The organism is Streptomyces sp. NPDC039736, assembly GCF_055596485.1.
On the sequence record NZ_JBVIUQ010000003.1, the window covers coordinates 174907 to 200495 of the forward strand.

The following is a 25589-nucleotide window of genomic DNA, read 5'->3' on the forward strand; positions in this document are numbered from 1 at the left end:
CCATGACTCTCGCTCAGAAGCTGTACCTGCTCAGCTACACCGTCGAAAAGGAGAAGTTCCGGCTGGACGACATTCAGGGACGCGGCCAGTTGCTGCGGGCCGGGGCCATGGCCGAGCTGACCCGCGAAGGCCTGCTGGACGCCACCGGAGGAAAGGTCCGGCGGCTCCCCGGCAACCCGCCCGGGGATCCGTTCACCGCCTCGGTCTGGTACGACCTGCCCGAGGACAAGCCCAGGGGCTGGCTCAAGTTCCTGCACGACAAGGCGCACAGGGCCGAGGCTCCGGTACGCGATCAACTGCTCGCCCGCGGGGACATCACGCTCACGCGGGAGAAGAAACTCGGGGTCATCCCCACCGACCGCGTCACCGTCGTGCGCCCGCGACAGGTGCACGACCTCCAGGAGCGAGTGCGCTCGACCGTCCTCGACGGCGCTTCCGCGGAGCACCTGACGGACGAACTGGCCATGGCCGTCCTGGCCGCGGAACTGGAACTGACCCCGGTGTGGAGCAAGGAGGGCCGCCGCGCCCACAAGTCCGCTCTCACGGCGCACGCGGCGCGGTTCGACGCCCTCGTCCCCGGACTGCGCAAGGCCCTGCGCGATTCCTACCTCGCCAGCCGGGCCGTGGGAGGCGGCTGGAGCGCCTGAACAGCGGTGCCACCGGTGTCCTGCAAGCACTGAAACCCCCAGCACGCGAACAGGAGTGATCGATGTCCCACCCCCGGAGCAAGCACGGCCCCTCCCCCGCCCACGGCGGGGACGAACGCAGTACGCCACCTGCCGCCCCGCGCCCGCCCATGCTGGAGTCCCTGGGCGGCACGGCGGGATTCCTCTACTCGACCGTCCCGGTCGTGGTGTTCGTGATCGCCCTCGCCCTGCTGTCCACGAAGACGGCCGTGATCGCGGCCGTCGCCACCGGCGCGGTGCTCACCGTGGTCCGGCTGGTACGCGGCGAACGTCTCCTCGCCGCCTCCGGCAGTCTGGCCGGCGTGCTGGTCGCGGCCGGCATCGTCGCGCTCACCGGTTCCGCCAAGGACTTCTTCCTGCTGGGCATCTGGGTGGCCTTCGCCGGCTTCCTCGCCACCTTCGGTTCGGTCCTCCTCCGCCGCCCCCTGACCGGCGTCGTGTGGAACCTCCTGCACGGCGGCGCGTACGCCTGGCGCGCGGACCGTCAGGTGCTGCGGGCGCACGACACGGCCACCCTCGCCGTGGCACTCGTCCTCGGCGGCCGGTTCGTCGTGAAGCAGTGGCTCTACGTTCACGACGCCACCGGCTGGCTCGCCTTCGCGAAGATCGCCATGGGCACCCCGCTGACCGTGCTGGCCGCGGTGGTCGTGGCCTGGGCCTTCCGCAGGACGTCCCGGCGCATGCAGGCGAACCGGCCGGCCGAGGCGATCGCGCGGCGGGAGCCCGGACTCCCGCCCCAGCGGGGTGCGTCCGGGTAGCGACGCCGTCACCGCACATCACCCCAGCAGAGAAAGGACCCTGAAATGTCGAGCAGCAGCGCGCACGCGGAGACGGTGCGGGAACTCGGAGCCTTCGAGCGGGCCATCGACCTCTACACGCACCGGAATCCCGTCCAGTTCTCCCTGGTCGCCGAGATCGACCGGAAGGTCTCCGAGCGGACTCTGGAGCGAGCACTGCGGGAGGTCCGGGCCCGGCACCCGTTGCTTCGCGTCTCGGTCGACCGCCGGGTTCCCCGGGCCCGGTACCGCTGGGCCCAAGGTCCGGTCGGAGTCGAAGTCGCCCCCGAGGGAACGCCCTGGCAGGCGGTGGTCGCCGACGAGCAGACGCGCCCCGTCGCGCCGGAGCCCGGCCCGCTCTGGCGGACCGTACTCATTCCCGCGGAGGCGGGCAGCGTCATCGTGCTGACCTTCGCTCACCAGATCACCGACGGGACCGGCGGCATGCGGGTGGTGGCGGACCTCGTCGCCGCCCTCGGCGACGAGGTCGGCGGGCTGGCCTCGGAGGGGGATGTTCCGCCCTCCCAGGAGACTCTCCTGCGTGCTCTCGACGTTGCGGCGCCGCACGCGGGGCCGCCCCAGGACGAGACACCGGGCGCGCCCGGTGAGCTGACGCCGTTCTCAGGGCGGGTACCGCACGTCTCCGCCCTGGCCTTGTCGCCCGCTCCGACCGCACGGCTCGTGAGCCGTTGCCGCGCTGAGGGCGTGTCCGTGCACGCAGCGCTGTGCGCCGCCGCCTGCACGGTCCTCCACCGGGCGGGCCGCGCCCGGGTGCGGGTGCTGAGCCCGGTCGACCTGCGCCGAGCCGCACGTCTGCCCGACGCCGTCGCGAACCGGTTCGCGGGAGCGCGCACGGCGAGCGAGGCGTCCCGGGCCGGAGATTTCTGGGAACTGGCCCGGCACCATCACCGGGCACTGGAGCACCAGCGCGCACCCGAGGTCCTCAAGGCCGGTTCGGCGGCGCTGGAGCAGCAGCCGCCGGCCACCCCCGAAGAGGCCGAGGCGATGATGACCGCCGTCACCGCCGCCGACCTCCAGATCACCAATCTCGGGGTGGTCCGGGCGCCCGCGCACGGCGGCGCCTCGCTCACCGCCCTCTGGGGGCCGGCGCAGACCACCCAACTGCGCGGTGAACACGTCCTGGGCGTCGTCACCCACGGGGGGCGTCTGCGCATGACGGAGCTGACCCACGATCCCGTGGCCGGGCTGCTGCCCGGCCTGGCAGCAGTGCTGGCCCAGCAGTGCGCCGAGCCGGACTCCCCGTCCGCCTGATCCGTTCAGGACCGACCGAGCCGTCGGACCCGACCCCCGGCTCCCAACTCCCGTCCCCCGCCGCACCCTTGACGACCGCACCCGATCAACGACACACAGGAGTGACCATGCAGTCCATTACCGACGCACATGCCGGCGACGCGGTCAGCGCCGCCCTGCTGTCCGAGTTGCGGTCCCACATCCCCGAAGGCCGCGTGCTCACCGACGGACCGGAGTACACCCGGGCGGTGGCGTTGTTCAACGCGGCGGTCGACGTCCGGCCCTCGGTCGTGGTGCGGTGCGCGTCCACGGCCGACGTGCAGGCGGGAGTCCGCGCGGCGCGCCGGCACGGAGTGCCGCTCTCCGTGCGTGGCGGCGGCCATGACTTCTGGGGCCGGGCGTTCCGCCCCGGCGGGCTGGTCCTCGATCTGACCTGCATGCGGGACGTCCGGGTCGACGCCGCTCACCGGTTCGCGACGGTGGGCGGCGGAGCGCTCTCGTCCGACGTCGTGTCCGCCGCCGAGCGGGTGGGCCTGACCGCCGCCACCGGAACGGCCGGCGCGGTCGGAATGGTCGGCCTCACGCTCGGCGGCGGGTACGGCCCGCTGCTCGGGCGGTTCGGGCTCGCGGCCGACAACCTGCTGGGCGCCGACGTCGTACTGGCCGACGGCTCACTCGTGCACACCGACGCCGAACACCATCCGGACCTCTTCTGGGCGCTGCGCGGTGGCGGCGGCAACTTCGGCGTCGTGACCTCGGCGCGGATCCGGCTGCACCCCGTGCCGACGGTGGTGTCGGGGACCATCCTGTACCCGATCGCGCAGAGCGCGCGTGTGCTCGCCGACCTCACGGAGATACTTCAGGGCTCTCCGGACGAGCTGACGGTGGACGTGGGGTTCCTGCCCGGCCCGGAGGGCGAGCCGACGGTGTACGTCGCGCCGACCTGGTCGGGGGACCCGCACGTGGGGAACGCCGAGAACGGGCCGGTGCGTGCCCTGGCCGAGCTCGGCACACCCCTGCTCGCCGAGGTGGGACCTGTCGCCCGGTCCGCGACGCTGGCCGCGACGGACGCCATGTTCCCGCCCGGGCGCAGGGGCGCGATCCGCACCCGGACCGTCCGGAGCGTCACCGGCTCGCCGGCGGCCGTCCTGGACCGGGCCGCCCGGGAGTTCACCTCGCCGTTCTCCGCGATCGTGTGGCATCAGTTCCACGGCGCGGCCACCCGCCCGCCGCTCGGTTCGACCGCGTTCGGCCGACGCGAACCGCACCTGATGGTCGAGCTGATCTCCCTGTGGGAGGGCGGCGACGACGCCAACACGGGCACCCGAGAAGGCAGTTCGCCGCACCTGCGCTGGCTGGAAGGGCTGCACTCGGCGCTTGGGCCCTTCTCCCTGCCGGGCGGCTACGTGAACTTCCTGGGACCGGAGACGCCCGAGCAGGTCGCGCACTCCTACGGGCCGAACGCCGAACGCCTGTTGGCCGTGAAGTCCGCGGTCGACCCGGACTCGGTCTTCGCCGCCACACCGCTCCCCGTCCGGACCGCCGACGCCGGCTCCACGCCCGTGTGAGGCGGCGACGGCGGGGAGTGGCGGGTCACAGGCTGCAACGGGTTTCGGCGGGCGGGGCCTTGAGGTCGAGGAGATACGTGTTGCCCGCGACGTCGACGCACTTGCTGCCGCCGAGGAGGTAGGCGCCGTGCTGCTTGCCGCCGACGGTGAGCAGGCTTCCGCCGAGGGCCTTCGCCATCGCGGTGCCGCCCTGGTGCGGCGGCACGGGATCGCCGGTGACGGACACGACGAGCGTCTCGGGGAGGCCTGCTCCGACATGGGGGAGCCAGGGCTCGCCACGGGCGGGCGGAGCGGGCCACGCCTCGCCTTCGCTGTGGTGGGTGCCTGCCGTGAACACGTCGATGTCGAACATCGGGGCCGCCTCTCCGATCTTGCGTGCGAGCGCGGTCTGTTCCTCCGGCGTCATCCGGGAGGAATCCATGCAGCACACAGCCATGTTCGTGTCGAAGTCGTGGCCGTAGGCGCCGTCCGCCGTGCGGGCGTGGAAGGCGTCGCGCAGGGCGGGCATCCGGTCGGCGTCGCCCGCTCGGAGCGCGGTCAGGGCGGCGAGCACGCCGGGCCACTTCTTCTCGGAGTACAGTCCGTCGCTGATGCCGAGGCAGACGTCCCAGACGCTCGGGTTCCGGCCGCCGGTGGCCGGTGCCGGCATCTCGACGAGCGGCTGGACGATCTCGTGCAGGCGGTCGTTCGCAGCCGTGGGACCGGGGCCGAGAAAGCAGTCGGGCGATTTCACGCAGAGTGCGGCGAGGTCGTCGAACCCGGCCTGCAGTCCGGTGAAGGAGGAGAGGCGGAGCTCGCTCGCCGACAGGCCGGGCGAGACGGTCCCGTCCAGCACGGTCGCGCGGACCTTGTCGGGGTGGGCCGCGGCGTACGTGGCGCCCGGCTCGGAACCGTAGCTGTAGCCGAGGTACGTCAGTCGGTCGTCGCCGAGCACCTCGCGCATGACGTCCATGTCGCGTACGACGTCGGCGGACCCGGCGTTCACGAGGTTCGCGACGCCGCCGAAGCCGTCCGCGCAGCGCTTCGCGAGCTTGTTCGCCTCCTGGGCGCTCGTGATGTCGTACACCGCGTCGAACGCGGCACGTCGCCCGTGGCGGGGAGGCGGGTGAGCGCGATGCGGGCCTTCTCCCCCTTCGGTTTGTCGTAGTCGAGCGGTACCTCGACCGAGGCGCACTGGAGCGCGGGGTTCGCGAACAGCTTGGCGTCCCCGGTGTCCGTCGCGGTCGTCTCGCACTCCCCCCAGTCGAGTTCTTGCCCGAGGTACGCGCCGAGGTCCGCGTCCGCGCCGGGGCCCGGCGGTGGAGCCGAGGGCCACCGGCTCCGTACCGGCGGGCAGGAGGACGGGGCGGCCGGAGAGGCGGCGGACGGTGCCGGTCCAGGCGCGGCCCCGCGCACCGCCCCCGATCAGGCGCGGCGGGCGGTCCGCCGCTCCCGGCGCGCCGGGGTCGACGCCGCACGCGGTGAGGAGTTCGTCCAGGGCGCGCAGCAGCGTGAAGGCCGCGCCCTCGTACGCCGCGCCCGGGATCTGCTGCGGGGTGGTCGCATGGCGCAGCCCGGTGAGGAGGCCGGTGGGCTGCTCGTCATGGCGCTGACGAGCGTCCTGGCCCGCCCTCGGCGCCGGACCGGGGGCTGCGGCTGTCCGTCGGCCGGGGAGCGGGCGCCGCCCGCGCCGGGACATTCCGTCCGCGCGCGGCCCTCTTTCCTTTCCTTTGCGTGTTTCCTGTCGCTGCCGCGGCGCTGTCTGCCGCTTTCCTGCCGCCGCCCCGGCATTGGCCGCCGCTTTCCCGCCGCTTTCCTGCCAGAAGATTTCAACGGGGGCCGTTACCGCTCTGTCGGGTCGCGCGTTGAAGGACCGTGCCGGTCGCAATCCTGCGGTCGGCCGCGCTTCTTCGAAGGAGAACTGATGTCACGTTTCGCCCAGGCAGCCGTCGTGGTAGCCGGTGCCGGTGCCCTCATCGCCAGTGGCGCCGGACTGGCCATGGCCGACTCCGACGCGGAGGGCGTGGCCGCCAACTCTCCCGGCGTCGTGTCGGGCAACCTCGTGCAGGTTCCCGTCAACGTCCCGGTCAACCTTTGCGGCAACACGGTGAACGTCATCGGGGTGCTCAACCCGGCGTTCGGCAACACCTGCGTGAACGGTGGCGAGCACCACGAGGGTGGCTACGGCAGCTGATTCCGGCTTCCCGCCCGCGGCCTCTCCGACATGGTCGGGGAGGCCGCGTTCGTTGGCCCATGCCGTTGGCCCGTGCGCGCGGCGGGGCCGTGGCCGCCACCGGCCTCAGGCGTACCGGTACAGGTTGCCGTGGTCGAGCAGTTGGGCCGGCGTGGTGTCCCACGGCGGCATCTTCTCGTGCAGGCCGTACACCCGGCCCCGCTGCGGGTCGCCCGCCCGGAGGGGGGCGGCCGGCAGGTAGCCGGAGCGGGGATGCTGCTGCTGCCAGCGCTGCCAGAGCAGGTCCATGAACGCGTGGTGCAGCCAGAAGACGGGGTCGTTGGGGGAGGTGGCGCCCAGCATCATGCCGCCCACCCACTGGTGCACCCGGTTGTGGTTGTTCCCCTTGCCGACCCCGTCGGCCGCCCACCCCTCGATCTTGTTGCGAAAGCCCCTGGACGCGGTGCTGTCCCAGGGGGCGGCGTCGTACAGCGGATCCTGGAGCGCCCGGGCCACGTCGTTCTTGGTGGGCAGGGTCACCGTGCCTCCGCGCCCACCGAACTTCCGGGTGAGGTGGGGGGTCTCGGTGACCGAGACCTCGATGCGCCAGTTGCCGTTGGCGTAGGCGAAGGGTCCCGTCATCACCTGCTGGTCGGCGGTCCTGCCGTTGCCGCCGAGGAAGTCCTCCGCCCACAACGAGGCCGCGGGCGTGTTGTCCGTGGTCCAGTCCCAGTAGGGGACGGACACGCTCGGATCGACCGCCTGCAGGGCTCGTTCGAATTCCAGCAGGAACTGGCGGTGCCAGGGGAAGAACGACGGGGTCATGTGTGCGACACGGGGACCTTTGTCGCCGTCGGCGTTGTAGAACTCGCCGTGCAGGGACACGAATTCGTCGTAGCGGCCGGAACGTTTGAGTTCCAGGAGTGCGGCAACCAGGCGGCGCTTCTCTGTGCGGTTCAGATTCCGCTGGTTCTTGCGGGTGTGCACCGGGCCGGCCGTCCTGTCTCAGTTGGTGTGGAGGGGGGTCCGGGACAACTGGGCGGGCCCCAGGTCGTCGACGGCGGCGCGGGCGGCGGCGAGCGGCGTCGGGAACGACTCGTAGTGGTTCACCACGCTCAGGTAGCTGCCGTCCGCGCACCTCATGAGGTGCAGGGGCCGGCCGTCGACGCGCACCTCGGGGGGATGCCGAGTGTCCGACTCCGCGAGGGCGGCCAGCGGGCTCACCCGCCCGCTCGGCGCCGTCCCTTCGATGAGGCGGCCGCGGTACATCTCGCTGAAGCCCGCTGCCGGGAAGGCCGGTCCGTGGTGCGGGCCGGCGGTGGCTTCCCTCTTTCCGACGACGGGTGCGAGCGCCGCGGCGGTCCCGGCGACCACACCGGCGCCGAACACCGTACGCAGGACCGCACGACGAGCGGTCAGGGCGGGCGTGGCGGCGGTGCCCGGCCGCCCGGCCCCGTGCCCCGTGGGTGTCTTCATGCTCGTTCTCCATTCCGTTCGTACCTGTTGCCGCAGTGGTCAACGACAGGCCGGCGAAACGGTCTCGCCAGACGGCGGCGGTCCCGCCGGTGCCGGGCGGGCAGGCGGCCGTGGCGGACGGCCCGGCGGGAGAACTCCGGGAGAGACGGACCTCGCCGCGCCGAATATCACCCGACTGGCCCGGAATGTATTCGCGGGTTTCACCAATGGTCCTACTGACGGACCCTCACGGAGGTGTATGTGTGACTTTCTGCCTAGTGTCAAGAACATGAACGACACACCGGCGCGGAGGAGCACATGGCAGCACGGCGGAATCTGACCGCAATTTCGATCGGGGCGATTTCCGTCAGCCTGTTCGCTGCCACGGGCAGCGCGGCAGGGGGGCCGCTGGTGGAAAAGGCGCCCGGAACGGCCCGCGCTTCTGTCCACTCGTCCGCGACGCGTACCGCCGCGGACACCGATCCCCGTCCTCCGGCGGCCGCCGCCGACAAGGAGAGAGGACGGCCGAGCGCCGCTCTCGGGGCCTATCTGCACTACGGTCCGGCCGGTGTCCGGCGGATGAAGGAGTTGTCGCGTTGGCTCGGCGGCACCGAACTCACCGTCGGCCACACGTACCTGCCCGGCGACCTCTGGTCCAACATCGAGGGCAGGCCCGAGTTCCTGCGTGCGTGGGCGAAGTGGCGGCGTGGCGCCCCTGAGCGGCTGTTCGTCCTCAACGTGCCGATGCAGGAGGGCAACGAGGACCACGTCTCCGACCGGCGGGTCCGCTCCCTGCTGCGCGCCGGCGCACGCGGCGACTTCAACGAGCACTACCTGCGGCTCGCCGAGAACCTGGTGAACTCGGGAGTACCGGACACGGTGATCGTTCTCGGCTGGGAGATGAACGGCACGACGTACACCCACCGCTGCGGGCCCTCCCCGAGGGACTGGAAGAAGTACTGGAGGGGGATCGTCGCCACCATGCGGTCCGTCCCCGGCCAGAAGTTCCGCTTCGACTTCGCTCCGAACCGCGGCCGGGACGCGGTCCCCTGGACCAAGTGCTACCCGGGTGACGACGTGGTCGACATCATCGGCATGGACTCCTACGACCAGCCGCCCGGTGAGACCTTCGACGAGCAGGTGCGCGCCCCGTACGGCCTCCAGCACCAGGTGGACTTCGCCGCCGCCCACGGCAAGGCGACGTCGTACCCGGAGTGGGGGCTCTTCCGCAACGGGGACAACCCCGAGTACATGCGGCGCATGCTCGACTGGATCGCGCAGCACAAACCGCTCTACCAGACCATCACGGACTACTGTCCGCATGGTGTCTGGCAGTGCTCCGAGAACCCGAAGTCGTCCGAGGTGTTCCGCGCGAAGCTGACCGCCAAGCCCACACCGGTGCCGCCCAAGCCCACACCGGTGCCGCCCGAGCCCACGCCGGTGCCGCCCGAGCCGACACCGGTGCCGCCCAAGCCGACCGTTCCGGAATGGCCCGAGCCGAACCAGGACGACTGGTGTCTGCCCTGGCAGCCGGACGAGTGGCTGCGGCGCTGGCTGCCCAACCTGCGGATCTGCCCCGCATCGGTGAGGGACTGGCGCCCGGGCCGCTAGCCGCCCGGGTGCGGCCCCGCCCGGCCCCCGCGGATGCGCGGGGGCCGGGCGGGAGGGGCCGGAGAAGCACGGTGCCCCGCGCGACCGCCGGCAGACGGATTCAGCGCGCGGAGGCGTCCGCCTGCCTGCTCTGCCACCGCGCGTGCCATTCACGCGAGGCGGGCAGTCGCTCCACGAGGGTCCTGACGGCCCGCTTCCGCGAGGCCACCTGTGCCGCGCGCAGCCGCAGGAGCGGCCGGAGGGCCGACCGGGCCAGCAGCAGTCTGCTGTTCACCACCGGCTGGGGCCGCCAGTGGTCCTTGTACGTCTCCGCACCCCGCAGCAGGCTGAGCACACCGCTGCCCGAGCCCGCCGCCAGGTGCGCGTCGTGGCGCAGCAGCATCGCTGTCACGTCGACCTTCTTCTCCCTGAGCACCGGGTCCGCGCCGTAGAGATAGCCGCCGGTCAGCCCGCCCGAGTGCACGGTCAGCTTGGCGGCGACAACCTCTCCGCCCAGCCGGAACTCGGTGATCGCCGCGTCGCCGTCGCGCACCATGGGCCCGGCGGCCCGCACCAGGTGCGCGGCGAACCTCGGCCGCAGATGCTCGACGTTGACCCCCCTGCCCCGCCACTGCAGTTCGTGCAGGCGCAGCAGGTGGCCGACCGCGCCCGGCACCTCGTGCGCCGCGACCGTACGGCTCTCGATCCCCAGCGCGTCGATCTTGCGGAGCTTGGCGCGGACGCGCTGCGCCCGGCTGTTCGCCATCCGCCGGGTGAGTTCGTCGATCGGCGAGGCGGGCAGTTCCATGCAGGTGGAGTCCTGGAAACGGTCGCGGGCCCCGGGCCAGCTCTCGTACAGTTCCTCGGCCGCCGCCCCGGGCCGCACCTCCCGCAGGTCGATCACCGCGTGCGGCGCGGCCCGCTCCAGGCCGTGCCGCAGGGCGCGCAGGGCGTCCGCCGTCTCCTCGTCGTCGACCAGCACGTCGAAGTAGTCGGAGATGCCGAGGCCGACGGGGACGAGGAGGGGCATCGGCCGGTGCACGAGCATCAGCGGCGCCGCGGCGACCAGCCGGTCCCCGCGCCGAACCAGTACGACGCGCAACTGCCCCCGGTCGCCGTAGGAGTGCCACCAGGAGCTCAGCCAGGCGTGGGCCTGGAAGGGGGTCGCCGCGGCGCAGCGACGGTGCAGTGCGTTCCACTCGGTGCGCAGCCGCGCGAAGTGCTGCGGGTCGCGGCACAGGGTGGTCCGCAGTGTGTGCTGGTTCATGTGCGTCACACCCGTGCCTGTTCGATGCCGAGGTGGTCGGTGGTGTGCGCGGGCGCGGGCACCGACGGGGAAGCGGACGTCCGGCGGGGGCGCCGGGGCCGGACGAGCAGCAGGATTCCGCCGATCAGGCCGCCGGCGCAGGCGCCCACGGCCGCGGTGAGCGGCACGGGCTGGGAGGAGGAGGCCAGCGGGGCGACCGCGCGGGTGAAGGTGACCAGTCTGACTCCGGTCTTCTCCGCCATCCCGCCGCTGTTGACGAGGAGGGCGTCGGCCACGGCGTTGGCGATGTCGGCGGCCTCGGCAGGGGTGCCGGAGGTGCCGGTGATCGCGATCATCGGCGCGTCGGGCGAGGTCTCCGTCTGCACCCGGGCGCGCAGGGACGCCGCGGGGACTCCGGCGGTCGCGCTCGCGTACGAGAGCATGGAGTCGCTGGTGGAGATCCGCCCGTACGCCTGGGCGTAACCGAGGGCCGCTTCGGGCGAGGCGTCCTTCTCGGGGGCCGCGACGACGTAGCCGGTGGACCGGTACTCCGCTTCCTGGAGCATCCCGTAGGAACCCGCGCACAGCGCGCCGAGGAGGGCGCAGGCGGGCACCGGCCACCAGGCGGGCAGGGGCGGCGGCAGGGTCAGGAACCGCCGGCCGGGGAACCTCTTGGGGGCGGCGGCGTTCTGCTGCTCGGGCGTCTCGGTCATGGGCGTGTTCTCTCGGTCGGCCGGGCGGGGGAAAGGACGTGGGTGTAGACACCCATGAGGTGGGCCGCGCTGCGCGCGATGTCGTAGTGGCCCACGGCGGGAGGCGGGTCCAGCCGACGGGCTCCGGAAACCCGGTGGACGCGCAGGACGGAGGTCAGTTCGTCCGGCTCGCCGCTGATGCGCACCGCGCCCGGCGCCAGATCCGCGGGCAGGTCCTCGATCGCGGGGCAGGGGCCGTGCAGCACCGGCAGGCCGGCGGCCAGCGCCTCCACGACGGCGAGCCCGAAGGCCTCTTCGCGCGAGGTGGAGACGAAGACGTCCATGGCGCCGAGCAGGGCGGGAAGGCCGGGAGATCCCGGGCCCGCCGCGGAGCCCTGCTCGCCGAGCAGATGAACCCGTCCGGCTGCCCCGAGCCGCACCGCGAGGGCGCGCAGCGCTTCGCGCTCGGGGCCCTCGCCCACCAGCAGGAGGTGAGCGCCAGGCAGTGCGGCCACCGCGCGCACCAGCACGTCGAAGCGTTTGCCCGGCACGAGCCTGCCCACCCCGCCCACCACGAAGGTGTCCGGCGGAAGGCCGAGAGCGATACGGGTGACGGCGCGGCCGGCGCTGTCGTGGCGGAACCGGGCGGCGTCGATCCCGTTGGGCACGACGTGGATGCGGGCGGCGGGGACGCCCCAGGCACGCAGCCGTGCGGCGACGGTCCCGGAGACGGCGACGGTCGCCGCCCCCAGCCGCTCGGTGGCCAGGTAGAGCGCGCGGGTGCCGCGGCTCAGCGGACGGCCCTCGATCTCGGCGCGCCCCAGGGAGTGCTCGGTGGCCACGCTCGCCCGGACGCGCGCGAGACGGGCCGCGATCCGGCCGTAGACGCAGGCGCGGTAGAGGTGGGTGTGGACCAGGTCGTAACGGCCCGCGCGGATCAGCCGGACCAGCCGCGGGAGCGCGGTGAGATCGCGGTTGCCGTTCATCCCCAGGTGGGTGACGCGCACCCCGTCCGCCCGCAGCCCGTCGGCCACCGGGCCGGGGTTGGTGAGCGTGACGACGTCGCAGTGCACCGGGAGGTGACGGAGCACCAGCCGCAACTGCTGTTCGGCGCCGCCCATGCCGAGTCCGGTGATGATGTGCAGCACCCTCACCGTCGGCCGCCGACCTGGGCGGGGCGGGCGGCGACGGCGGGCGGCAGGGAGGTCAGCCGCCCCCGGCGGGGGCGCAGCCGTTTCGCCCAGAGGCGTCCGGCGCCGTCGGCCTGGCTGATGTGGGTGCGGGGCAGCGCGAAGACGCCGGTCAGCGGACCCGGGTCGATGGCACAGCCGTAGGAGTAGCCCGCCTCGCGCACGGCGGCGGCCACCCTGCGGTCGAAGACGCCGTACGGGTAGCAGAACCCCTCGGGCGGCCTGCCGGTCAGGTCGGCGATGAGGGCCCGGCTGTGCCGCGTCTCCGCCAGCAGTTCTTCGCGGGTCGCGCGCGTCAGGTCGCGGTGCACCAGCCCGTGGGAGCCGATCTCCATCCCCGCCTCGGCGGCCTCCCTGATGCCGCTCTCCGTCAGCAGTGCCCGGCGCGGGCCGAGCGGGTCCCACTCGTTGGACCCGCCGGGGCGGCCCGGCAGGACGAAGACCGTGGCGGTGCACGCGTGCCGTCGCAGGGCGGGCAGGGCCGCGTGCAGGAAGTCCGCGTACCCGTCGTCGAAGGTCAGCCCGACCAGCCCGCGGGAGCGACCGGCCGCGTGGGCCCGCAGCAGGGCGCCGACGCCGACGCCGGTCAGCCCCCGGCGGCGCAGCCAGCGCAGGTGGTGGTCGAGGCGGTGGGCGGCGACGGTGATGCCGTACGGGTCGTCGGTCGGGTCCGCCACCGAGTGGTACATCAGGATCCACGGAGGAGCGGCCCGCGGTGCGGGGGCGGGAGGTCTGGTCGGGCGGAAGCCCCGGGCAGCCGGGTCAGCGGTCATGGGTGAACCTCTGTCGGATGAGAGCCAGCAGGTGGACGACTTCGGGGGCCCTGACCACCAGCCCCGTGAGGACAAAGACGACGGGGACCAGGACACAGCCCACGAGGAGACTGGGCAGCGGGTGGTCGGGCAGGGGCGCGGCCGCCCAGCCGGCCGCGGCGGCCACCGCGGCGGCGACGGCCAGCCTTGCTATGGCGAGGCTGACCCCGCGCACGTCCAGGGGGAGGACCCGCGAGCGGATGCCCGCCAGCAGCAGCAGGGCCGTGGTGGTGATGCCCACGGCGTTGGCCGCGGCGATCCCGTAGACCCCCCAGGCGCCCACGGCGAGCGCGCCCGCCAGCGTGGTCACGGCGAGCCCGGTGCCCATGGCGGCGGCCGGGTACCAGGTGGGGCGGGCCGCGGAGAAGAACGGTCGGCCGAGGGCCCCCACCAGGCTGTGGCCGAGGAGACCCAGTGCGTACACCCGCATCACCATGGCGGTGGCCGCGGTGTCCTTCGGTCCGAACGCCCCGCGCTGGAAGAGGACTTCGATGATCTGCGGGGCGTAGCCGACGACCAGCGCGGTACCGAGGAGAACGATGGCCCCGGCCAGCCCCAGGTCGCGTTCGACCCGGCGGCGGGCGCGGTCCAGGTCGCCGCCGGCCATGGCCTGGGCGACGGCCGGGAAGGTGACCGTGCAGATCATCAGGGACAGCACCATCGGGATCTGGGCGACCTTCTGCGCGAAGTTCAGGTGGGAGATCGCGCCGGCCGGCAGCCCGGAGGCGAAGAACCGCTCGACCAGCACCTGGGACTGCCGGCTGACGGTGAAGGCGACGACCGGCAGCAGCAGGGCGAGCCCCAGATGACGGACGGTCGCGGCGCGGGGCCGGGCGGCCCGTCGGCGTGTGCCGCGCGCCGCGCGTACCGGGGCCACCAGCCGGACGAATCCCGGCAGTTGGACGAGGATCATGAGCAGGCTGCCCAGCGCCACCCCCGCGGCGGCGGCGCGCACCCCCCACACGGCGTGCAGGGCGAACATGGTGGCGATGACACCGATGTTGTAGGCGACGTACACCCCGGCCGGGGCGAGGAAACGTCCGTGCGCGCGCAGACCCGCACTGCAGTACCCGGTGAGGGCGAAGGTGAGGACGGTGACCGAGGTGAGCCGGGTGCAGTCGACGGCCAGTTGCGGGTCGGCGAAACCCGGGGCGAGCACGCGCACCACCCAGGGCGCTCCGAGCACCAGCAGCCCGGCGACGCAGGCCAGCAGGCCGAAGAGGCGGGGGAAGGTGGCGGCCACCAGCACCCGCACCGGATCGGGTTCGGCGCCGTCCGGGACGGCGGCGGCACGCCGGGCGAGGGCGTAGCTGAAGGCGGGCACCAGGAGCAGCGCCATCGCGTCCTCGATGAGCAGCGTCGCGGCCATCTCGGGGACGGTCCAGGCGATCAGGAAGGCATCGCTCTCGACCCCCGCGCCGAACAGGTGCGCGATGCTTTGGTCGCGTACCAGACCGAGCAGTGAACCGGCCGCGGTCAGCGCGGCGGTGACCCACGCCGCGCGGACCAGCAGGCGGCCGAGCGGGGGCGGCCCGGCCCCGTCGGCGGGTGCGGGGGGAGCGGCGGGGGGCCGCACCTCGTCGGGCGGCTCGGTGGCGGCTCTGGTGTCACTCATCCGGCGGCCCTCGCTTCCCGGCCGGCCGCGGCGTCCGCGACCCGGGCCCGCGCCGGTACGGCGGCGCCGCTCGTCCGGCGGTCCGGGCCCGCCAGTGCCCACCGGGCGCCCAGCCCGAACACGATGCCGGTGAGGACCGTCGAGGGGCCGCCGATGTCGGCGTACAGGAAGTCGACGGCCTGCCAGAGCGTCAGGCCCACGGCGGCCAGCCCGCAGTCCGCGGCGGTCACCGCCCGCCCCCGGCCGGGGAACAGGCGGCGTGCCCCGCACACCAGCACCGCGGCCCAGCCGCCGGCGAAGACGGTGAGACCGATGAGGCCCTGCTCACTGAGGACGAGCAGGTACATGTTGTGCGGCGACAGCAGCGGCTGCTTGTGGAAGCCCTGCCCCGCGCCCGCGGTGTCGCTGCCGGAGGACAGGCCGATCGAGGCGTGCCCGTCGCGGTGCGCCGGGAAGCCCTTGAGACCGACCCCGGCGGCGGGCTGCTCCCGCCACATGCCGGTCGCGGCGGCCCACATGGTGTACCGGTCGTTGACGGACCGGTCGGGGGCGTCGGTCACCTGGGTGATGCTGGTGAGGCGTTGCGCGATCATCTCCGAGCCGATTCCGAAGCCCGCCACGAGGACCACCGCGGCGGGGACCAGGACGGCGACGGCGCGCAGTGCCAGGCGCCGGCCGGCCAGCAGGAGGACCGCGGCGCCGGCGACGACGGTGGCGATCCAGGCCCCGCGGCTGAAGGACAGCGCCAGCGGGACGACGAGCGCCACGGCCGCGGCCGACGCCGCCGGACGCAGCCACGCGGGGGCGTCCGGGGAGGTGCGCAGCGCGAGGGCCGCCGCGGCGAGCAGTCCGTAGGCGACGACCGTGGCCATCCCCATCACGTCCGAGGGCCCGAAGGTCCCCACCGCGCGGATGTCCTCCCCCATGTAGGAGGCGCCCGTTCCGGTGACGTACTGGTGGACGCCGACCGCGCCCTGCACGAGGGCGAGCACGGCGAGACAGCCGATGACGACCCGGAAGTCCCGGGCGTCCCGGACCAGGAGGACCACCGCCAGCGGTACCAGGACGAACACCTGGAGGTAGCGGACGAACCCGGTCAGGCTCAGGGCCGGATCGGCCGAGGTGACCGTGGCGACCGCCAGTGCCACCACGGGGGCGCCCAGGACGACCGCGGCCGCCGGCGTCAGCGGCCGCAGTCTGCGGCGCAGCGCCCGGCCCAGGGCGCAGGCCACCAGGGCTCCCGACGCGATGTCGGCCGGGGAGACGTGCGGACCCCCGCCCGTCCCTTCGCTCCGTACGGGGGCGGCCATCAGCAGCACGGTCACGACTAACGGCAGGAGCGGCCACCAGCGGGCCGCCGCGCCGAGGACGGCCGCGGGCACCGCGGGACGCGGCGCGGGAGCGGCCGGGGAAGAGACGTTCATTCAACTGCCTCCGTGCCGGAACAGCGAGGTGGCGGTGCGCAGCAGAATGCACAGGTCCTGCCAGAGCGACCAGGTCTCGATGTAGTGGTTGTCGAAGCGGGCGCGGTCCTCGATCGAGGTGTTGCCGCGCAGCCCGTTGACCTGGGCGAGGCCGGTCATTCCGACGGGCACCCGGTGGCGGGCCTGGTAGCCGGGGTAGGTCTGGCGGAACTTGGTGACGAAGTAGGGGCGTTCGGGCCGGGGGCCGACCATGCTCATGTCGCCGCGCAGCACGTTCCACAACTGCGGCAGCTCGTCGAGCGACGTGCGGCGCAGCAGCCGGCCGACCGGGCTCATCCGCTGGTCGAGGGCGACGCTCCAGCGGGTGTCCGACTCGTGCTCGTCGACGGGCCGCAGGGTGCGGAACTTGAGGAGGAGGAAGGGGCGGCCGTGCCGTCCGATGCGTTCCTGACGGAACAGCACACCGGGGCCGTCGGCGAGCCGGACGGCGAGTGCGCAGGCTCCGAGCACGGGCGCCGCGAGAGTCAGGACGAGGGCGGCCAGTACGACGTCCATCGCCCGCTTGGCGGTCTGCGCCGCCGAGTCGCCCCGGGGGGTCAGTGCGCGCACGGAGAATCCCCAGAGGTGGTCGGAGCCCACCGCGGTGCCGGGACCGGCGGACGTCGTGGCGGGGCCGTCGACGGCCCAGAGGCGACAGCCGTGACCGGCGAGCAGCCCGACGAGCTCTTCGCCCTGCCCACCGGGCGCGAGGGGGCGGGCGAAGACGGCGTGCCGGACGTCGGCCTGCACGACGGCACGGCTGATGTCCTGCGGGGTGGCGAGCACCGGCAGCGCGGGGGTATCCGCCGCGGGGGGCTCGGCCGCGTGGTCGTCGACCTGGCCCACCGGCCGCATGCCGTACTCGGCGTGCTCGTGCAGCGCGGCGGTGACGCGCTGGGCGAGCGGGCCGCCGCCCACGACGAGCGTCGACTGGGGGTGGCGGGCCGCCCACCGGCGGTTCAGGCCGTACGTCGCGGCCCGCCCCCCGCAGACCAGTACGGCCTGCAGGGCCGCCGCGCACACCGGGGCCGCCCAGCCGGAGCCGTACCGCGGGTGGTACGCGGCGAGCGCCTCCGTGGTGACGAGCCACTGCACCAGCGCCAGGCCGAACAGGAAGGGGAACTCGGCGAGCGCCGAAGGGGAGAGCCTGGGGCGGTAGAGACCGCGGCAGGCCAGTGCCAGCAGTTGCCCGGCCACGAGCGGCAGGATGACGGGCCACGGCCTGCTCAGGTCCGGAACCAGCACCAGGGCGGCCGTCAGGGCGAGCACGTCGCCGGTGACCCGACCGGCGAACTGGCCGTGCCCACGCGGCGTACCGGGGGACGGCGCGGCCGGACGGCGCCGCGTGGATCTGCGGGGCTCGTGGAGCCGGATCGGGCTGAGAACGGCCGCGTTGGAAGAGGCGTGCGGCACGGGCGCACTCTCTGTCGTCATTACTGGGTGCACTCCCTCGTTGCGGGTCGGGGCGAGCCGAGGACTTCCTGGTAGAGGTCGAGCACGGCCGCGGTGGCGGTGCGTACGTCGTGCGCCGCCCGGGCGTGGTCCCGGGCGCGCCGTCCCAGGTCCTCGCGCAGCGCGCGGTCGGCCACCAGCGCGGTCAGCGCGGCCGCGAGCGCGGGAGGTTCCTGCGACGGCACGAGGCAGTGGGGCTCACTGCCCGGCGGCAGGCTCTCGCGCGCGCCGTTGACGTCGGTCACCACGACGGGGGTTCCGCACGCCATTGCTTCGAGGGGGGCGAGGGCCATCCCCTCCCAGCGCGAGGGGAGTACCACGACGTCGGCCGCCTGCAACCACGGCCGCGTGTCGGTGACCGCGCCGACGAACAGCACACCGGGCGGGGCCGATCCCCGCAGTCCCGCGGCGTCGGGGCCGTCGCCCACCAGGGCCAGCCGCGCGCCGGGGAACGACCGGGTGACCTCCGGCCAGGCCCGCATCAGGACGTCCTGTCCCTTCTGGCGGCACACACGGCCGACGCAGACCACCAGCGGAGCGGCGGGCGCGAGCCCGGCGAGCCGCGGCACGCGGGAGCGGGCTGCCGCACGGCCCCCCGTGCCGCCGTCGGCGCCGAACCGGCCGAGGTCGACGCCGTTGCGGACGACCGACCAGCGGGCCACGATGCCCGCCGCTTCGCCGACGCGCCGTTCGGCCTCGCTGACGCACAGGATGGCGGTGCTCCACCTCGCGCCGTAGCGCTCCCACCGGCGGGCCAGGGCCGCGGAGCGCCCTTCCAGCGCGTCGAACGACCACGCGTGCGGCTGGAAGACCGTCGGCACCCGGCCGCGCGCCGCGAGCCGGCCCGCGAGGCCCGCCTTGGCGCTGTGCGCGTGCAGGACGTCGGGAGCGCTCCGCCGGATCAGCCCGGCGGCGGTCAGCACCTCGGACACCAGCCCGGGGCCGGGCGCGCGCCCGGCGGGCCAGCGCAGCACCTCCGCCCCGGCCGCGGCCGCCTGGCGGGCGAGCGGCCCTTCGGGCGGACAGGCCACAAGTGCGCGCACCCCCTTGCCGACCTGGGACCCGACGAGATCGACGACCACCCGCGCGACCCCGCCGTCCACCGGTTGCACCAGGTGAAGGACCGTCAGCGGACGGCCCCCGGCCCGATTCTTCTGCAACACGGGCAGCCCTTTCGTACGTGAAGTTGAATCGAATCGGAAAGGAACTGTGCGTCAGTCCCGGGGCGGTTCGGCAACCGCCCTCAGGAGCCGGAACCACTCCGGTCCCATAACTACTTCTGATGGCCGCAAGGAACGGTGGAACTCACGCCTGATTTTCCCGCCGGCTCTCCGGCGGATCCGCGCGGGACGAGAAGGAACCGCGCGGTCAGTGGAACGTCCTGCTTTCGTCGGGGGAATTGCACGACCGGCCCGGCGTGCCCGAGTCGGCGAACGAGCGGACGCGTGCTGGTCTTCGCATGGGCCGCACTCCAGGTTCGGTCGGAAAAAGAAAATAGGAGTGCACATTCTCAGACGGCCCATATGAAGTCACCTCAGGCGTGCGAATACACCCGGTCGAAAACTTCTTTGACTACCATTCGGCGGACAGTCTCGTACGCGTGAGCGAATGCCTCCGTCGGGCAGGAGGGACAAAACCTCGGCCCCCGCGTGTTTCTCCTCCGGCCCGGCACACCCGCCTGCTAATCTGCGGCGGCAAAATGTCACCGTCGTCGCAATGAATCCCAACGGGAGCACGTGTGAGGATTGTCTGCGTCGGCGGAGGTCCCGCCGGCCTGTACTTCGCGATCCTGATGAAACGGCAGGACCCGGCTCACGACGTCACCGTCTACGAGCGCGACGCGGCCGGTTCGACGTACGGCTGGGGAGTGACGTACTGGGACGGACTGCTCGACACGCTCCGAGCCTGCGACCCCGAGAGCGCCGAGAGCATCCGGGCGGGCTCGGTCTGCTGGCGGGGCGGCACCGCCCATGTCGGGGACCGCACCACCGTGCACGACGGCGACCGCGGGTTCGGCATCAGCCGTCATCGTCTCCTGGAGATCCTCGCCCGGCGGGCCGCCGCACTCGGCGTCCGCGTCGAGTTCGAGCGGGAGTGGTCCCCGGAGGACCCCCTCCCCGACGCCGATCTGGTCGTCGCGGGGGACGGCGTCCACAGCGCGCTGCGGGAACGCTTCGCCGGCCACTTCCGCCCCACGGCGGTCGGCGGCCGCAACACCTTCGTCTGGCTCGGCACGACGAAGCGGTTCGACACGTTCACCTTCAGCTTCGTGGAGACGGCGCACGGCTGGATCTGGTGCTACGCCTACGGGTTCGGTGCGGACCGCAGCACCTTCATCGTGGAGTGCTCGCCCGAGACGCACCGCGGCCTCGGACTGGACTCGGCGAACGAGGGCGAGGCGCTGGAACTCCTCGGGGCCCTGTTCGCGAAGCCGCTGGACGGCCACCGGCTGATCGGCCGCGCGGAAGCCGACGGGCGCACCCGCTGGCAGACCTTCCGGACGCTGACGAACGAGCGGTGGCACCGGGGGAACCTCGTGCTGCTGGGCGACGCCGCCCACACGACGCACTACTCGATCGGCGCGGGAACCACCCTGGCCGTCGAGGACGCCGTCGAGCTCGCCGCCGCCGTGCTCAGGGAGCCGACGACCGAGGCCGCCCTGCGCGGGTACGAGCAACGGCGCAAGTCCGCCCTCCTCGCGGCACAGAGCGCGGCCCGCCTCAGCGCCCAGTGGTACGAGAACCTCCCGCGCTACCTCCGGCTTCCGCCGTCCCAGATGTTCGCCCTGCTCGGCCAGCGGCACTCCCCCCTGCTGCCGCACGTGCCGCCGCAGCTCTACTACTACCTCGACCGCACCGCGGGCCGTCTCCCGGCGATGCGCGGCTGCAAGCGCTGGCTGGGGTCCCGCCTCGCACGCGCGGCGCAGAAACAGCGGGGAAAGCAGCGCGCCTCCGCATGAGCCGTGAAGGGCTCGGGTCGACGGGGAGAAGTGCAGCAACGTTTCCGCTCGCCGGTCGTTGACCGGATGCGCGACCGCCGGACCGTTCCCCCGGGGGTCGGGCACGGACGGGGCCCGACAGCCACTCGGGCCCCGTCCGTACGTCCGGCGCGGTCGCCCCGCGTCCCACCGGCCCGCCGCCGCTCAGTCGCCGCCCCCGCAGCCGCCGCCGTCGCCCGACCCGCAACCGGAGCCGCAGCCGCCCCCGCCGGAGCTGCTGCCGCTGCCCGTCGAGCGGGTCCACGAGCCACCGCGCGGTGCGTTCCGGCGGCGCTCCGCCGCCTCGCGCTGTGCCGCCCGGTGGCGCTCCGCCCGCTCCTGGGCCTCGCGGAGCCGCTCGCGCTGCCGGGCGGGGCCGTCCGCCGGCTGCCACGGACCGAGCCGGTGGCGGCGGTCCGGGCGGAGCGCGACAGCGGACACGGTCGCGTACATCTGCCCCATCTCGTCAGGGCGGTGGTATTCGGCGCAGGCGTACAGGAGGACGACCTCGTCGCCCTCCACGGGGGTGCCGTACAGGAGCGCTTCGAAGGGCTCGTGCTTCGGGTCGATGTCGTGGTGTCCGTTGCCCACCGCGTACGCCGAGCCGCTGCCCAGCGACCGCGCGAAGGCACAGGTGTCGCCCTTGCGGGCGACGAACGCGACCAGCGGGGCCGCCGAGCCGGTGCGGGCGTCCGCGCACACCCAGCGGCGTCCGTCCGCCCCCTCCCGCACGCCCACGACGAGGGCCGGCTGCGGCTCCCCGTGCAGCCGCCGGGCCGCCAGGTAGGCGAGCTGGCCGTGGCCGTAGAAGGTCGTACCGGCCACCAGGAGCACCAGGGCGACGCGCTGCTGTCCGACGGCGTCGTAGGGGACGCCGGAACCGGTCGGTTCCCCGAACAGGCCCTCGGTGAGGATGCCGGCGGCGACCAGGCAGAGCACCAGCCCGAGGTAGACGTGCCGGTGGCCGCGGTGTCCGTCCGATTCCGGAGTGCCGTCGGGCAGCGGGAAGCGGCGTCGTCCCGCGGCGGCGAGGGCCAGGGCGCGCTGCCGGCGCCGGGCCCGCAGCCGCAGGCCGCCGCCGGTGACCGTGACGGCGCAGGCGGCGAGGACGACCAGCTCTCCGGCCCGCGCCGACTGATCCGCAGCGCCGGACCCGGCCAGGGACAGGCCCGCCTCCACGGCGACGGCCAGGGCCGCCGGAACGGCCGCGACCGGAACGTACCGGTACCAGAACGGCAGGGCGGTCAGCAGGACGATCCCCGGGTACCGCAGCCAGTCGGTGCCCTCCCCCGGCCCGCCGTGCCAGACCGCGGACGTGGAGGAGAGGCCGAACAGCAGGACGTACGCCGCCGCCACCAGGGCCGCCACGATCCAGCCGCCCACGGCCGGGGCGAGCACGGCGGGGACCCGCGCCCTCCGCCACCGTTCGGCGTCGGCCACGGGCCAGCCGCCGACGCCGCTTCCGGCCACGGACCGGGTGACGTCCCCTCCCCCGTCCACGGACCAGGCCGGCACGCCGCCTGCGGGCAGCGCCCCGGGCGGCAGACATTTGATCGGATAGACGGTCATCGGTCCACCGCCGTACACACGCGTCCGGCCATCCCGCACGTCCCCCGCCGCTCGTGCTCCCCGTGCCTTCCCGGCCATTGTGCCCGCGGCGGCCGTCCAGCACACGGGAGTAAAAAGCTGACGGCCGGGTCGGCGGCTCCGGTGGTGAACGGCCCGTCGGCTTCCGTTCAACGGACTAACGGAAGGCCCCCTTCCGTTCGTCCGCGGTTCACCGGGCGGTTCCGGAATGCGGAGATCCTCCAGGTGGCGTCCTCCGAATCACGGACCGCCGCCGCCCGCACCGAGGAGATCCGTCGCATGTCCCACCCCGTACCCGAATGGGCCGACCCCCAGGTGCCCGCGGAGTCGCTCGACCCGCAGGCGGTCAGCCGCCGGGGGCTGATGCGCCGCGCCGGCCTGTTCGGCGCGGCCTTCGCCGCCGCGTCGCTGCCGTCGGCCGCACTGGCCGACGGGCGGGGGACCGGGTCCCGGGGGCACGGCCCCGGAGGGGGGCACGGCGACGGGGGGCACGGGCGCGGAGGGCAGGGTCGCGCCCCCGACCTGGTCTATCTGGTCGGCGACCACCACAACCACTCCGTCTACAGCCACGACGCCAAGTACACGTTCTCCCAACTGGCCCGGGCCGGGCAGAAGTTCGGGCTCGACTGGATGGTCTTCACCGAGCACAGCAACGTCGGCCACGCCGAGTTCGGCGCCGCGCGGGAGCACCGGGAGATCCTGCGGGCACGCGCCGAGAACAGGCGCATGCTGATCTTCCAGGGCCTGGAGTGGTACATCCCCGGCGCCGAGCACTGCACCGTCTTCTCGCCGCCGGGCCGGCACGAGGTCGATCTGCTCACCCGGTTCGAGAGAGCCTTCGACGGCAAGCTGCTCGGCTACACGGCCGGCGCCCCCACGCACCCCGACACCCCGCGCAACGAGGCGCACGCGGTCAAGGCCCTCAAGTGGCTGGCCGAACAGCGTCGCACCCGGTACGTCGACGACGTGCTCGTCCTGGCCAACCACCCCATGCGGCTCGGCATCGACTCGCCGCACGAACTGCGCGGCTGGCGCGACGCCGCGCCCGACATCATGATCGGCATGGAGGGCGCCCCCGGCGCCCAGGCCGGCGCGATCCCGGGCTGGCACGCGGACACCAACGTCCGCGGCGAGTACACCAATTCGCCCTCCGCCGACTCCTGGCCCGGCTACCCCCGCGAGGCCTACGTCACCTACGGCGGCTTCGACTGGGCGACCGCGACCGTCGGCGGCCTGTGGGACGCCATGCTGGCGGAGGGCAAGCTCTTCACCATCACCTCCAACTCCGACGTCCACCGGGTCGCCCAGGACACCTGGGCCAACGGAGCCTGGCCCCCGGGACAGGACTTCGACAGCACCGGCCGCCTCCCCGACCCGTACGACACCGCCGAACCGCAGCCCGGCGGCGACTTCTGGCCCGGCCAGTTCAGCCGTACGCACGTGGGAGTCACCCGGTACGGCTACCGGGACGTGATGGCGGGACTGCGGGCCGGCCGGGTCTGGGTCGACCACGGTCACCTCGTCGACGGCATCGACGTCAAGGTGCGCGGCGAGCGCGGCGGCAGCGCCACCCTCGGCGGCAGGCTGCGGGCGCGGCGCGGCGAACGGATCACCCTCACGGTCACGGTGACCGCGGCGTCCCGCCGCAATCCGTACGGCGTGCTGCCGCGCCTGGAACACCTCGACGTCATCCGCGGCACGGTGCGCGGCCCGGCCGCCGACCGTGACGACTGGCACGCCCCGGACACCAGGGTCGTCCGCACCGCCGACGTGTCGGGCCGCCGGGGCACGTACACCCTGCGCATTCCGCTCGGGCGCGCGGACGGGTCGTGCTACGTACGGCTGCGCGGCAGCGACGGCAGGCGCCACGGCAAGGGCTTCCTCGGGGCGGGCGTCGATCCGCACGGTCCGCTGCCGCACGAGCCGGGCAAGGGCAACCCGTGGCTCGACACCTGGCTCTACACCAACCCGGTGTTCGTGGACGTGCGGTGAGAGGGGCGGCGCGACACCGGCAGCCGACGTCTCGCGGGGTCCCGGGGCAGGTCAGATCCAGCCGCGGCGGGCCGCGACCACACCGGCCTGGAAGCGGTTGACCGAGCCCAGCAGGTCGTGGAGGCGGCTCATCCGCCGGCGCATGGTGCGGACCGACCAGCCGAGCTGACGGGCTATCGCCTCGTCCTTGAGGCCGCTGACCAGCAGCGTGAGCACCAGGCGGTCCTCCTCGCCGAGCGGGTCCTCGGCGGGGGCGTCCAACGGCAGGGCCTGCTTCCAGCACAGCTCCCAGTAGTCGGTGAGGGCGTCCAGCAGGGTGCAGGGGCGGATGACCGCGGCACGTACGCCGTCGAGGTCGAGGGAGAGCGGCATCAGCGCCAACCGGCGGTCCGCGACGGCCAGTTTGATTCCCAGGCCCGGCAGCACCCGGGCCTGTTCGCCGCGGCGCACGAGCGCGCGGATGTCGGCGAGCACCCCGGGCCACTCCAGCGCCTCGGGGGCGTAGACCGCGCGGTAGCGCACCCCGCGGCCCAGCGCCGTGCTCTCCACCGGGTTGGAGGTGGTCAGGGCGTACGGCGGCCGGTCCAGCGTCATGACGTCCTCGTGCGCCTCCTGTTGGAGCCGTACGAACCAGCGGCCGAGCGCCTCACGGCCGGTGACGATCTCCACCTCCTCCTCGTCGGCCGCGCCGGACTGGGCCGCCGCAAAGAGGCGGGACAGCTCGCCCGCGGCCGAGCGGACCCGGTCCAGCTCCGCGGCCCTGGACCGCACCAGGGACTCCACCGCGGCCCCCGGCTCGATGGCCGCGTACCGGCGGCGGACCCCCGCGAGCCGCCCGACCAGGCCGTGGTCGTGCAGCCGGTCCAGCGCCCTGGTGGCCCGGAGCGCGGAACAGCCGAGATCGGCGGCGAGTTCGGCCGGGGCCGCGGTACGCCGGGTCAGCACGGCCCGGTAGACGCTCTCGTCGAACGGGTCGATGCCTGCGGCGGTGAGCTCGTTCGTCATATGCCGATACTGGCCCACTTGTGCCAGCGGCAGCAATGGGCCGCCGGGATCTGTTGTACGGAGAGTGACTTCGGGGCTAG

General features: G+C 73.7%; 21 protein-coding genes. 8 read left to right on the forward strand and 13 right to left on the reverse strand.

The window, feature by feature from the left end; all coding sequences use genetic code 11:
- Nucleotides 1-2: 2 nt before the first annotated feature.
- The 4 genes from ACZ56L_RS10240 (at nt 3) to ACZ56L_RS10255 (ending at nt 4281) form a co-directional block, all read left to right on the forward strand.
- The gene (locus ACZ56L_RS10240; RefSeq protein ID WP_471063060.1) at nt 3-647 is read left to right on the forward strand and encodes a GOLPH3/VPS74 family protein; all 645 of its coding nucleotides are present in this window, start codon (nt 3-5) and stop codon (nt 645-647) included.
- A gap of 62 nt (nt 648-709) precedes the next feature.
- On the forward strand, nt 710-1444 hold the full coding sequence (locus tag ACZ56L_RS10245; protein ID WP_471063062.1) for a DUF3159 domain-containing protein: 735 nt from the start codon (nt 710-712) through the stop codon (nt 1442-1444).
- 45 nt (nt 1445-1489) lie between these two features.
- The gene (locus ACZ56L_RS10250; protein ID WP_471063064.1) at nt 1490-2734 is read left to right on the forward strand and encodes a phthiocerol/phthiodiolone dimycocerosyl transferase family protein; all 1245 of its coding nucleotides are present in this window, start codon (nt 1490-1492) and stop codon (nt 2732-2734) included.
- 107 nt (nt 2735-2841) lie between these two features.
- Nucleotides 2842-4281: an FAD-binding oxidoreductase gene (locus ACZ56L_RS10255; protein ID WP_471063066.1), complete on the forward strand. Its 1440-nt coding sequence runs from the start codon at nt 2842-2844 to the stop codon at nt 4279-4281.
- 25 nt (nt 4282-4306) lie between these two features.
- Here ACZ56L_RS10255 and ACZ56L_RS10260 read toward each other — a convergent pair whose 3' ends face one another.
- The gene (locus ACZ56L_RS10260; RefSeq protein ID WP_468685405.1) at nt 4307-5347 is read right to left on the reverse strand and encodes an alpha/beta fold hydrolase; all 1041 of its coding nucleotides are present in this window, start codon (nt 5345-5347) and stop codon (nt 4307-4309) included.
- Between the two features lie 837 nt (nt 5348-6184).
- Here ACZ56L_RS10260 and ACZ56L_RS10265 point away from each other — a divergent pair.
- Nucleotides 6185-6454 carry a chaplin gene (locus ACZ56L_RS10265; protein WP_345219292.1) on the forward strand — a complete coding sequence of 90 codons (270 nt, stop codon included), beginning with the start codon at nt 6185-6187 and terminating at the stop codon, nt 6452-6454.
- Between the two features lie 105 nt (nt 6455-6559).
- Here ACZ56L_RS10265 and ACZ56L_RS10270 read toward each other — a convergent pair whose 3' ends face one another.
- The gene (locus ACZ56L_RS10270; RefSeq protein ID WP_471063069.1) at nt 6560-7420 is read right to left on the reverse strand and encodes a tyrosinase family protein; all 861 of its coding nucleotides are present in this window, start codon (nt 7418-7420) and stop codon (nt 6560-6562) included.
- 18 nt (nt 7421-7438) lie between these two features.
- Nucleotides 7439-7909 (reverse strand): tyrosinase family oxidase copper chaperone, encoded by a 471-nt coding sequence (locus ACZ56L_RS10275; protein ID WP_471063071.1) that lies wholly within the window; start codon nt 7907-7909, stop codon nt 7439-7441.
- 297 nt (nt 7910-8206) lie between these two features.
- Between ACZ56L_RS10275 and ACZ56L_RS10280 the strand changes: the two genes are divergently transcribed.
- Complete coding sequence (locus tag ACZ56L_RS10280; protein ID WP_471063073.1) at nt 8207-9499, forward strand: glycoside hydrolase family 26 protein; 1293 nt, start codon at nt 8207-8209, stop codon at nt 9497-9499.
- Between the two features lie 100 nt (nt 9500-9599).
- Here ACZ56L_RS10280 and ACZ56L_RS10285 read toward each other — a convergent pair whose 3' ends face one another.
- Genes ACZ56L_RS10285 through ACZ56L_RS10320 form a run of 8 tightly spaced genes read right to left on the reverse strand, consistent with a single transcriptional unit; the run spans nt 9600 to nt 19111 of the window.
- Nucleotides 9600-10745: a GNAT family N-acetyltransferase gene (locus ACZ56L_RS10285; protein WP_471063075.1), complete on the reverse strand. Its 1146-nt coding sequence runs from the start codon at nt 10743-10745 to the stop codon at nt 9600-9602.
- Between the two features lie 5 nt (nt 10746-10750).
- Nucleotides 10751-11437, reverse strand: a complete 687-nt coding sequence (locus ACZ56L_RS10290; RefSeq protein WP_471063077.1) for a YveK family protein — start codon at nt 11435-11437, stop codon at nt 10751-10753.
- Nucleotides 11434-12570, reverse strand: a complete 1137-nt coding sequence (locus ACZ56L_RS10295; RefSeq protein ID WP_471063079.1) for a glycosyltransferase — start codon at nt 12568-12570, stop codon at nt 11434-11436. The genes ACZ56L_RS10290 and ACZ56L_RS10295 overlap by 4 nt, the downstream gene beginning before the upstream one ends.
- A complete protein-coding gene (locus ACZ56L_RS10300) occupies nt 12567-13379 on the reverse strand; it encodes a polysaccharide deacetylase family protein (RefSeq protein WP_380836454.1) in 813 nt (270 codons plus the stop codon). The genes ACZ56L_RS10295 and ACZ56L_RS10300 overlap by 4 nt, the downstream gene beginning before the upstream one ends.
- The gene (locus ACZ56L_RS10305) at nt 13369-15033 is read right to left on the reverse strand and encodes a lipid II flippase MurJ (protein ID WP_468685425.1); all 1665 of its coding nucleotides are present in this window, start codon (nt 15031-15033) and stop codon (nt 13369-13371) included. The genes ACZ56L_RS10300 and ACZ56L_RS10305 overlap by 11 nt, the downstream gene beginning before the upstream one ends.
- On the reverse strand, nt 15030-16457 hold the full coding sequence (locus ACZ56L_RS10310; protein ID WP_468685428.1) for an O-antigen ligase family protein: 1428 nt from the start codon (nt 16455-16457) through the stop codon (nt 15030-15032). The genes ACZ56L_RS10305 and ACZ56L_RS10310 overlap by 4 nt, the downstream gene beginning before the upstream one ends.
- Nucleotides 16458-17930, reverse strand: coding sequence for a sugar transferase (locus ACZ56L_RS10315; protein ID WP_471063082.1), 1473 nt, complete (start codon nt 17928-17930; stop codon nt 16458-16460).
- Nucleotides 17930-19111: a glycosyltransferase gene (locus ACZ56L_RS10320; RefSeq protein WP_471063084.1), complete on the reverse strand. Its 1182-nt coding sequence runs from the start codon at nt 19109-19111 to the stop codon at nt 17930-17932. The genes ACZ56L_RS10315 and ACZ56L_RS10320 overlap by 1 nt, the downstream gene beginning before the upstream one ends.
- A 575-nt stretch (nt 19112-19686) precedes the next feature.
- Here ACZ56L_RS10320 and ACZ56L_RS10325 point away from each other — a divergent pair.
- Nucleotides 19687-20907, forward strand: coding sequence for an FAD-dependent monooxygenase (locus ACZ56L_RS10325; RefSeq protein ID WP_471063086.1), 1221 nt, complete (start codon nt 19687-19689; stop codon nt 20905-20907).
- 183 nt (nt 20908-21090) lie between these two features.
- On the opposite strand, the gene ACZ56L_RS10330 is transcribed toward ACZ56L_RS10325, so the two are convergent.
- Nucleotides 21091-22494, reverse strand: coding sequence for a hypothetical protein (locus ACZ56L_RS10330; protein WP_468685439.1), 1404 nt, complete (start codon nt 22492-22494; stop codon nt 21091-21093).
- 297 nt (nt 22495-22791) lie between these two features.
- Here ACZ56L_RS10330 and ACZ56L_RS10335 point away from each other — a divergent pair, with 297 nt between their 5' ends.
- Nucleotides 22792-24504 (forward strand): PHP domain-containing protein, encoded by a 1713-nt coding sequence (locus tag ACZ56L_RS10335; RefSeq protein ID WP_468685441.1) that lies wholly within the window; start codon nt 22792-22794, stop codon nt 24502-24504.
- A gap of 51 nt (nt 24505-24555) precedes the next feature.
- Here the strand turns inward: ACZ56L_RS10335 and ACZ56L_RS10340 are convergent, their stop codons facing one another.
- Nucleotides 24556-25509 carry a helix-turn-helix domain-containing protein gene (locus ACZ56L_RS10340; RefSeq protein WP_401762798.1) on the reverse strand — a complete coding sequence of 318 codons (954 nt, stop codon included), beginning with the start codon at nt 25507-25509 and terminating at the stop codon, nt 24556-24558.
- Between the last annotated feature and the right edge of the window lie 80 nt (nt 25510-25589).

Bases quoted from the DNA above. Each gene is read 5' to 3' on its own strand.
- ACZ56L_RS10305 (WP_468685425.1), bottom strand. From the start codon at position 15,033: ATGAGTGACACCAGAGCCGCCACCGAGCCGCCCGACGAGGTGCGGCCC.
- ACZ56L_RS10250 (WP_471063064.1), top strand. From the start codon at position 1,490: ATGTCGAGCAGCAGCGCGCACGCGGAGACGGTGCGGGAACTCGGAGCC.
- ACZ56L_RS10285 (WP_471063075.1), bottom strand. From the start codon at position 10,745: ATGAACCAGCACACACTGCGGACCACCCTGTGCCGCGACCCGCAGCAC.
- ACZ56L_RS10255 (WP_471063066.1), top strand. From the start codon at position 2,842: ATGCAGTCCATTACCGACGCACATGCCGGCGACGCGGTCAGCGCCGCC.
- ACZ56L_RS10340 (WP_401762798.1), bottom strand. From the start codon at position 25,509: ATGACGAACGAGCTCACCGCCGCAGGCATCGACCCGTTCGACGAGAGC.
- ACZ56L_RS10280 (WP_471063073.1), top strand. From the start codon at position 8,207: ATGGCAGCACGGCGGAATCTGACCGCAATTTCGATCGGGGCGATTTCC.
- ACZ56L_RS10240 (WP_471063060.1), top strand. From the start codon at position 3: ATGACTCTCGCTCAGAAGCTGTACCTGCTCAGCTACACCGTCGAAAAG.
- ACZ56L_RS10315 (WP_471063082.1), bottom strand. From the start codon at position 17,930: ATGACGACAGAGAGTGCGCCCGTGCCGCACGCCTCTTCCAACGCGGCC.
- ACZ56L_RS10300 (WP_380836454.1), bottom strand. From the start codon at position 13,379: ATGACCGCTGACCCGGCTGCCCGGGGCTTCCGCCCGACCAGACCTCCC.
- ACZ56L_RS10245 (WP_471063062.1), top strand. From the start codon at position 710: ATGTCCCACCCCCGGAGCAAGCACGGCCCCTCCCCCGCCCACGGCGGG.
- ACZ56L_RS10330 (WP_468685439.1), bottom strand. From the start codon at position 22,494: ATGACCGTCTATCCGATCAAATGTCTGCCGCCCGGGGCGCTGCCCGCA.
- ACZ56L_RS10310 (WP_468685428.1), bottom strand. From the start codon at position 16,457: ATGAACGTCTCTTCCCCGGCCGCTCCCGCGCCGCGTCCCGCGGTGCCC.
- ACZ56L_RS10290 (WP_471063077.1), bottom strand. From the start codon at position 11,437: ATGACCGAGACGCCCGAGCAGCAGAACGCCGCCGCCCCCAAGAGGTTC.
- ACZ56L_RS10265 (WP_345219292.1), top strand. From the start codon at position 6,185: ATGTCACGTTTCGCCCAGGCAGCCGTCGTGGTAGCCGGTGCCGGTGCC.
- ACZ56L_RS10275 (WP_471063071.1), bottom strand. From the start codon at position 7,909: ATGAAGACACCCACGGGGCACGGGGCCGGGCGGCCGGGCACCGCCGCC.
- ACZ56L_RS10335 (WP_468685441.1), top strand. From the start codon at position 22,792: ATGTCCCACCCCGTACCCGAATGGGCCGACCCCCAGGTGCCCGCGGAG.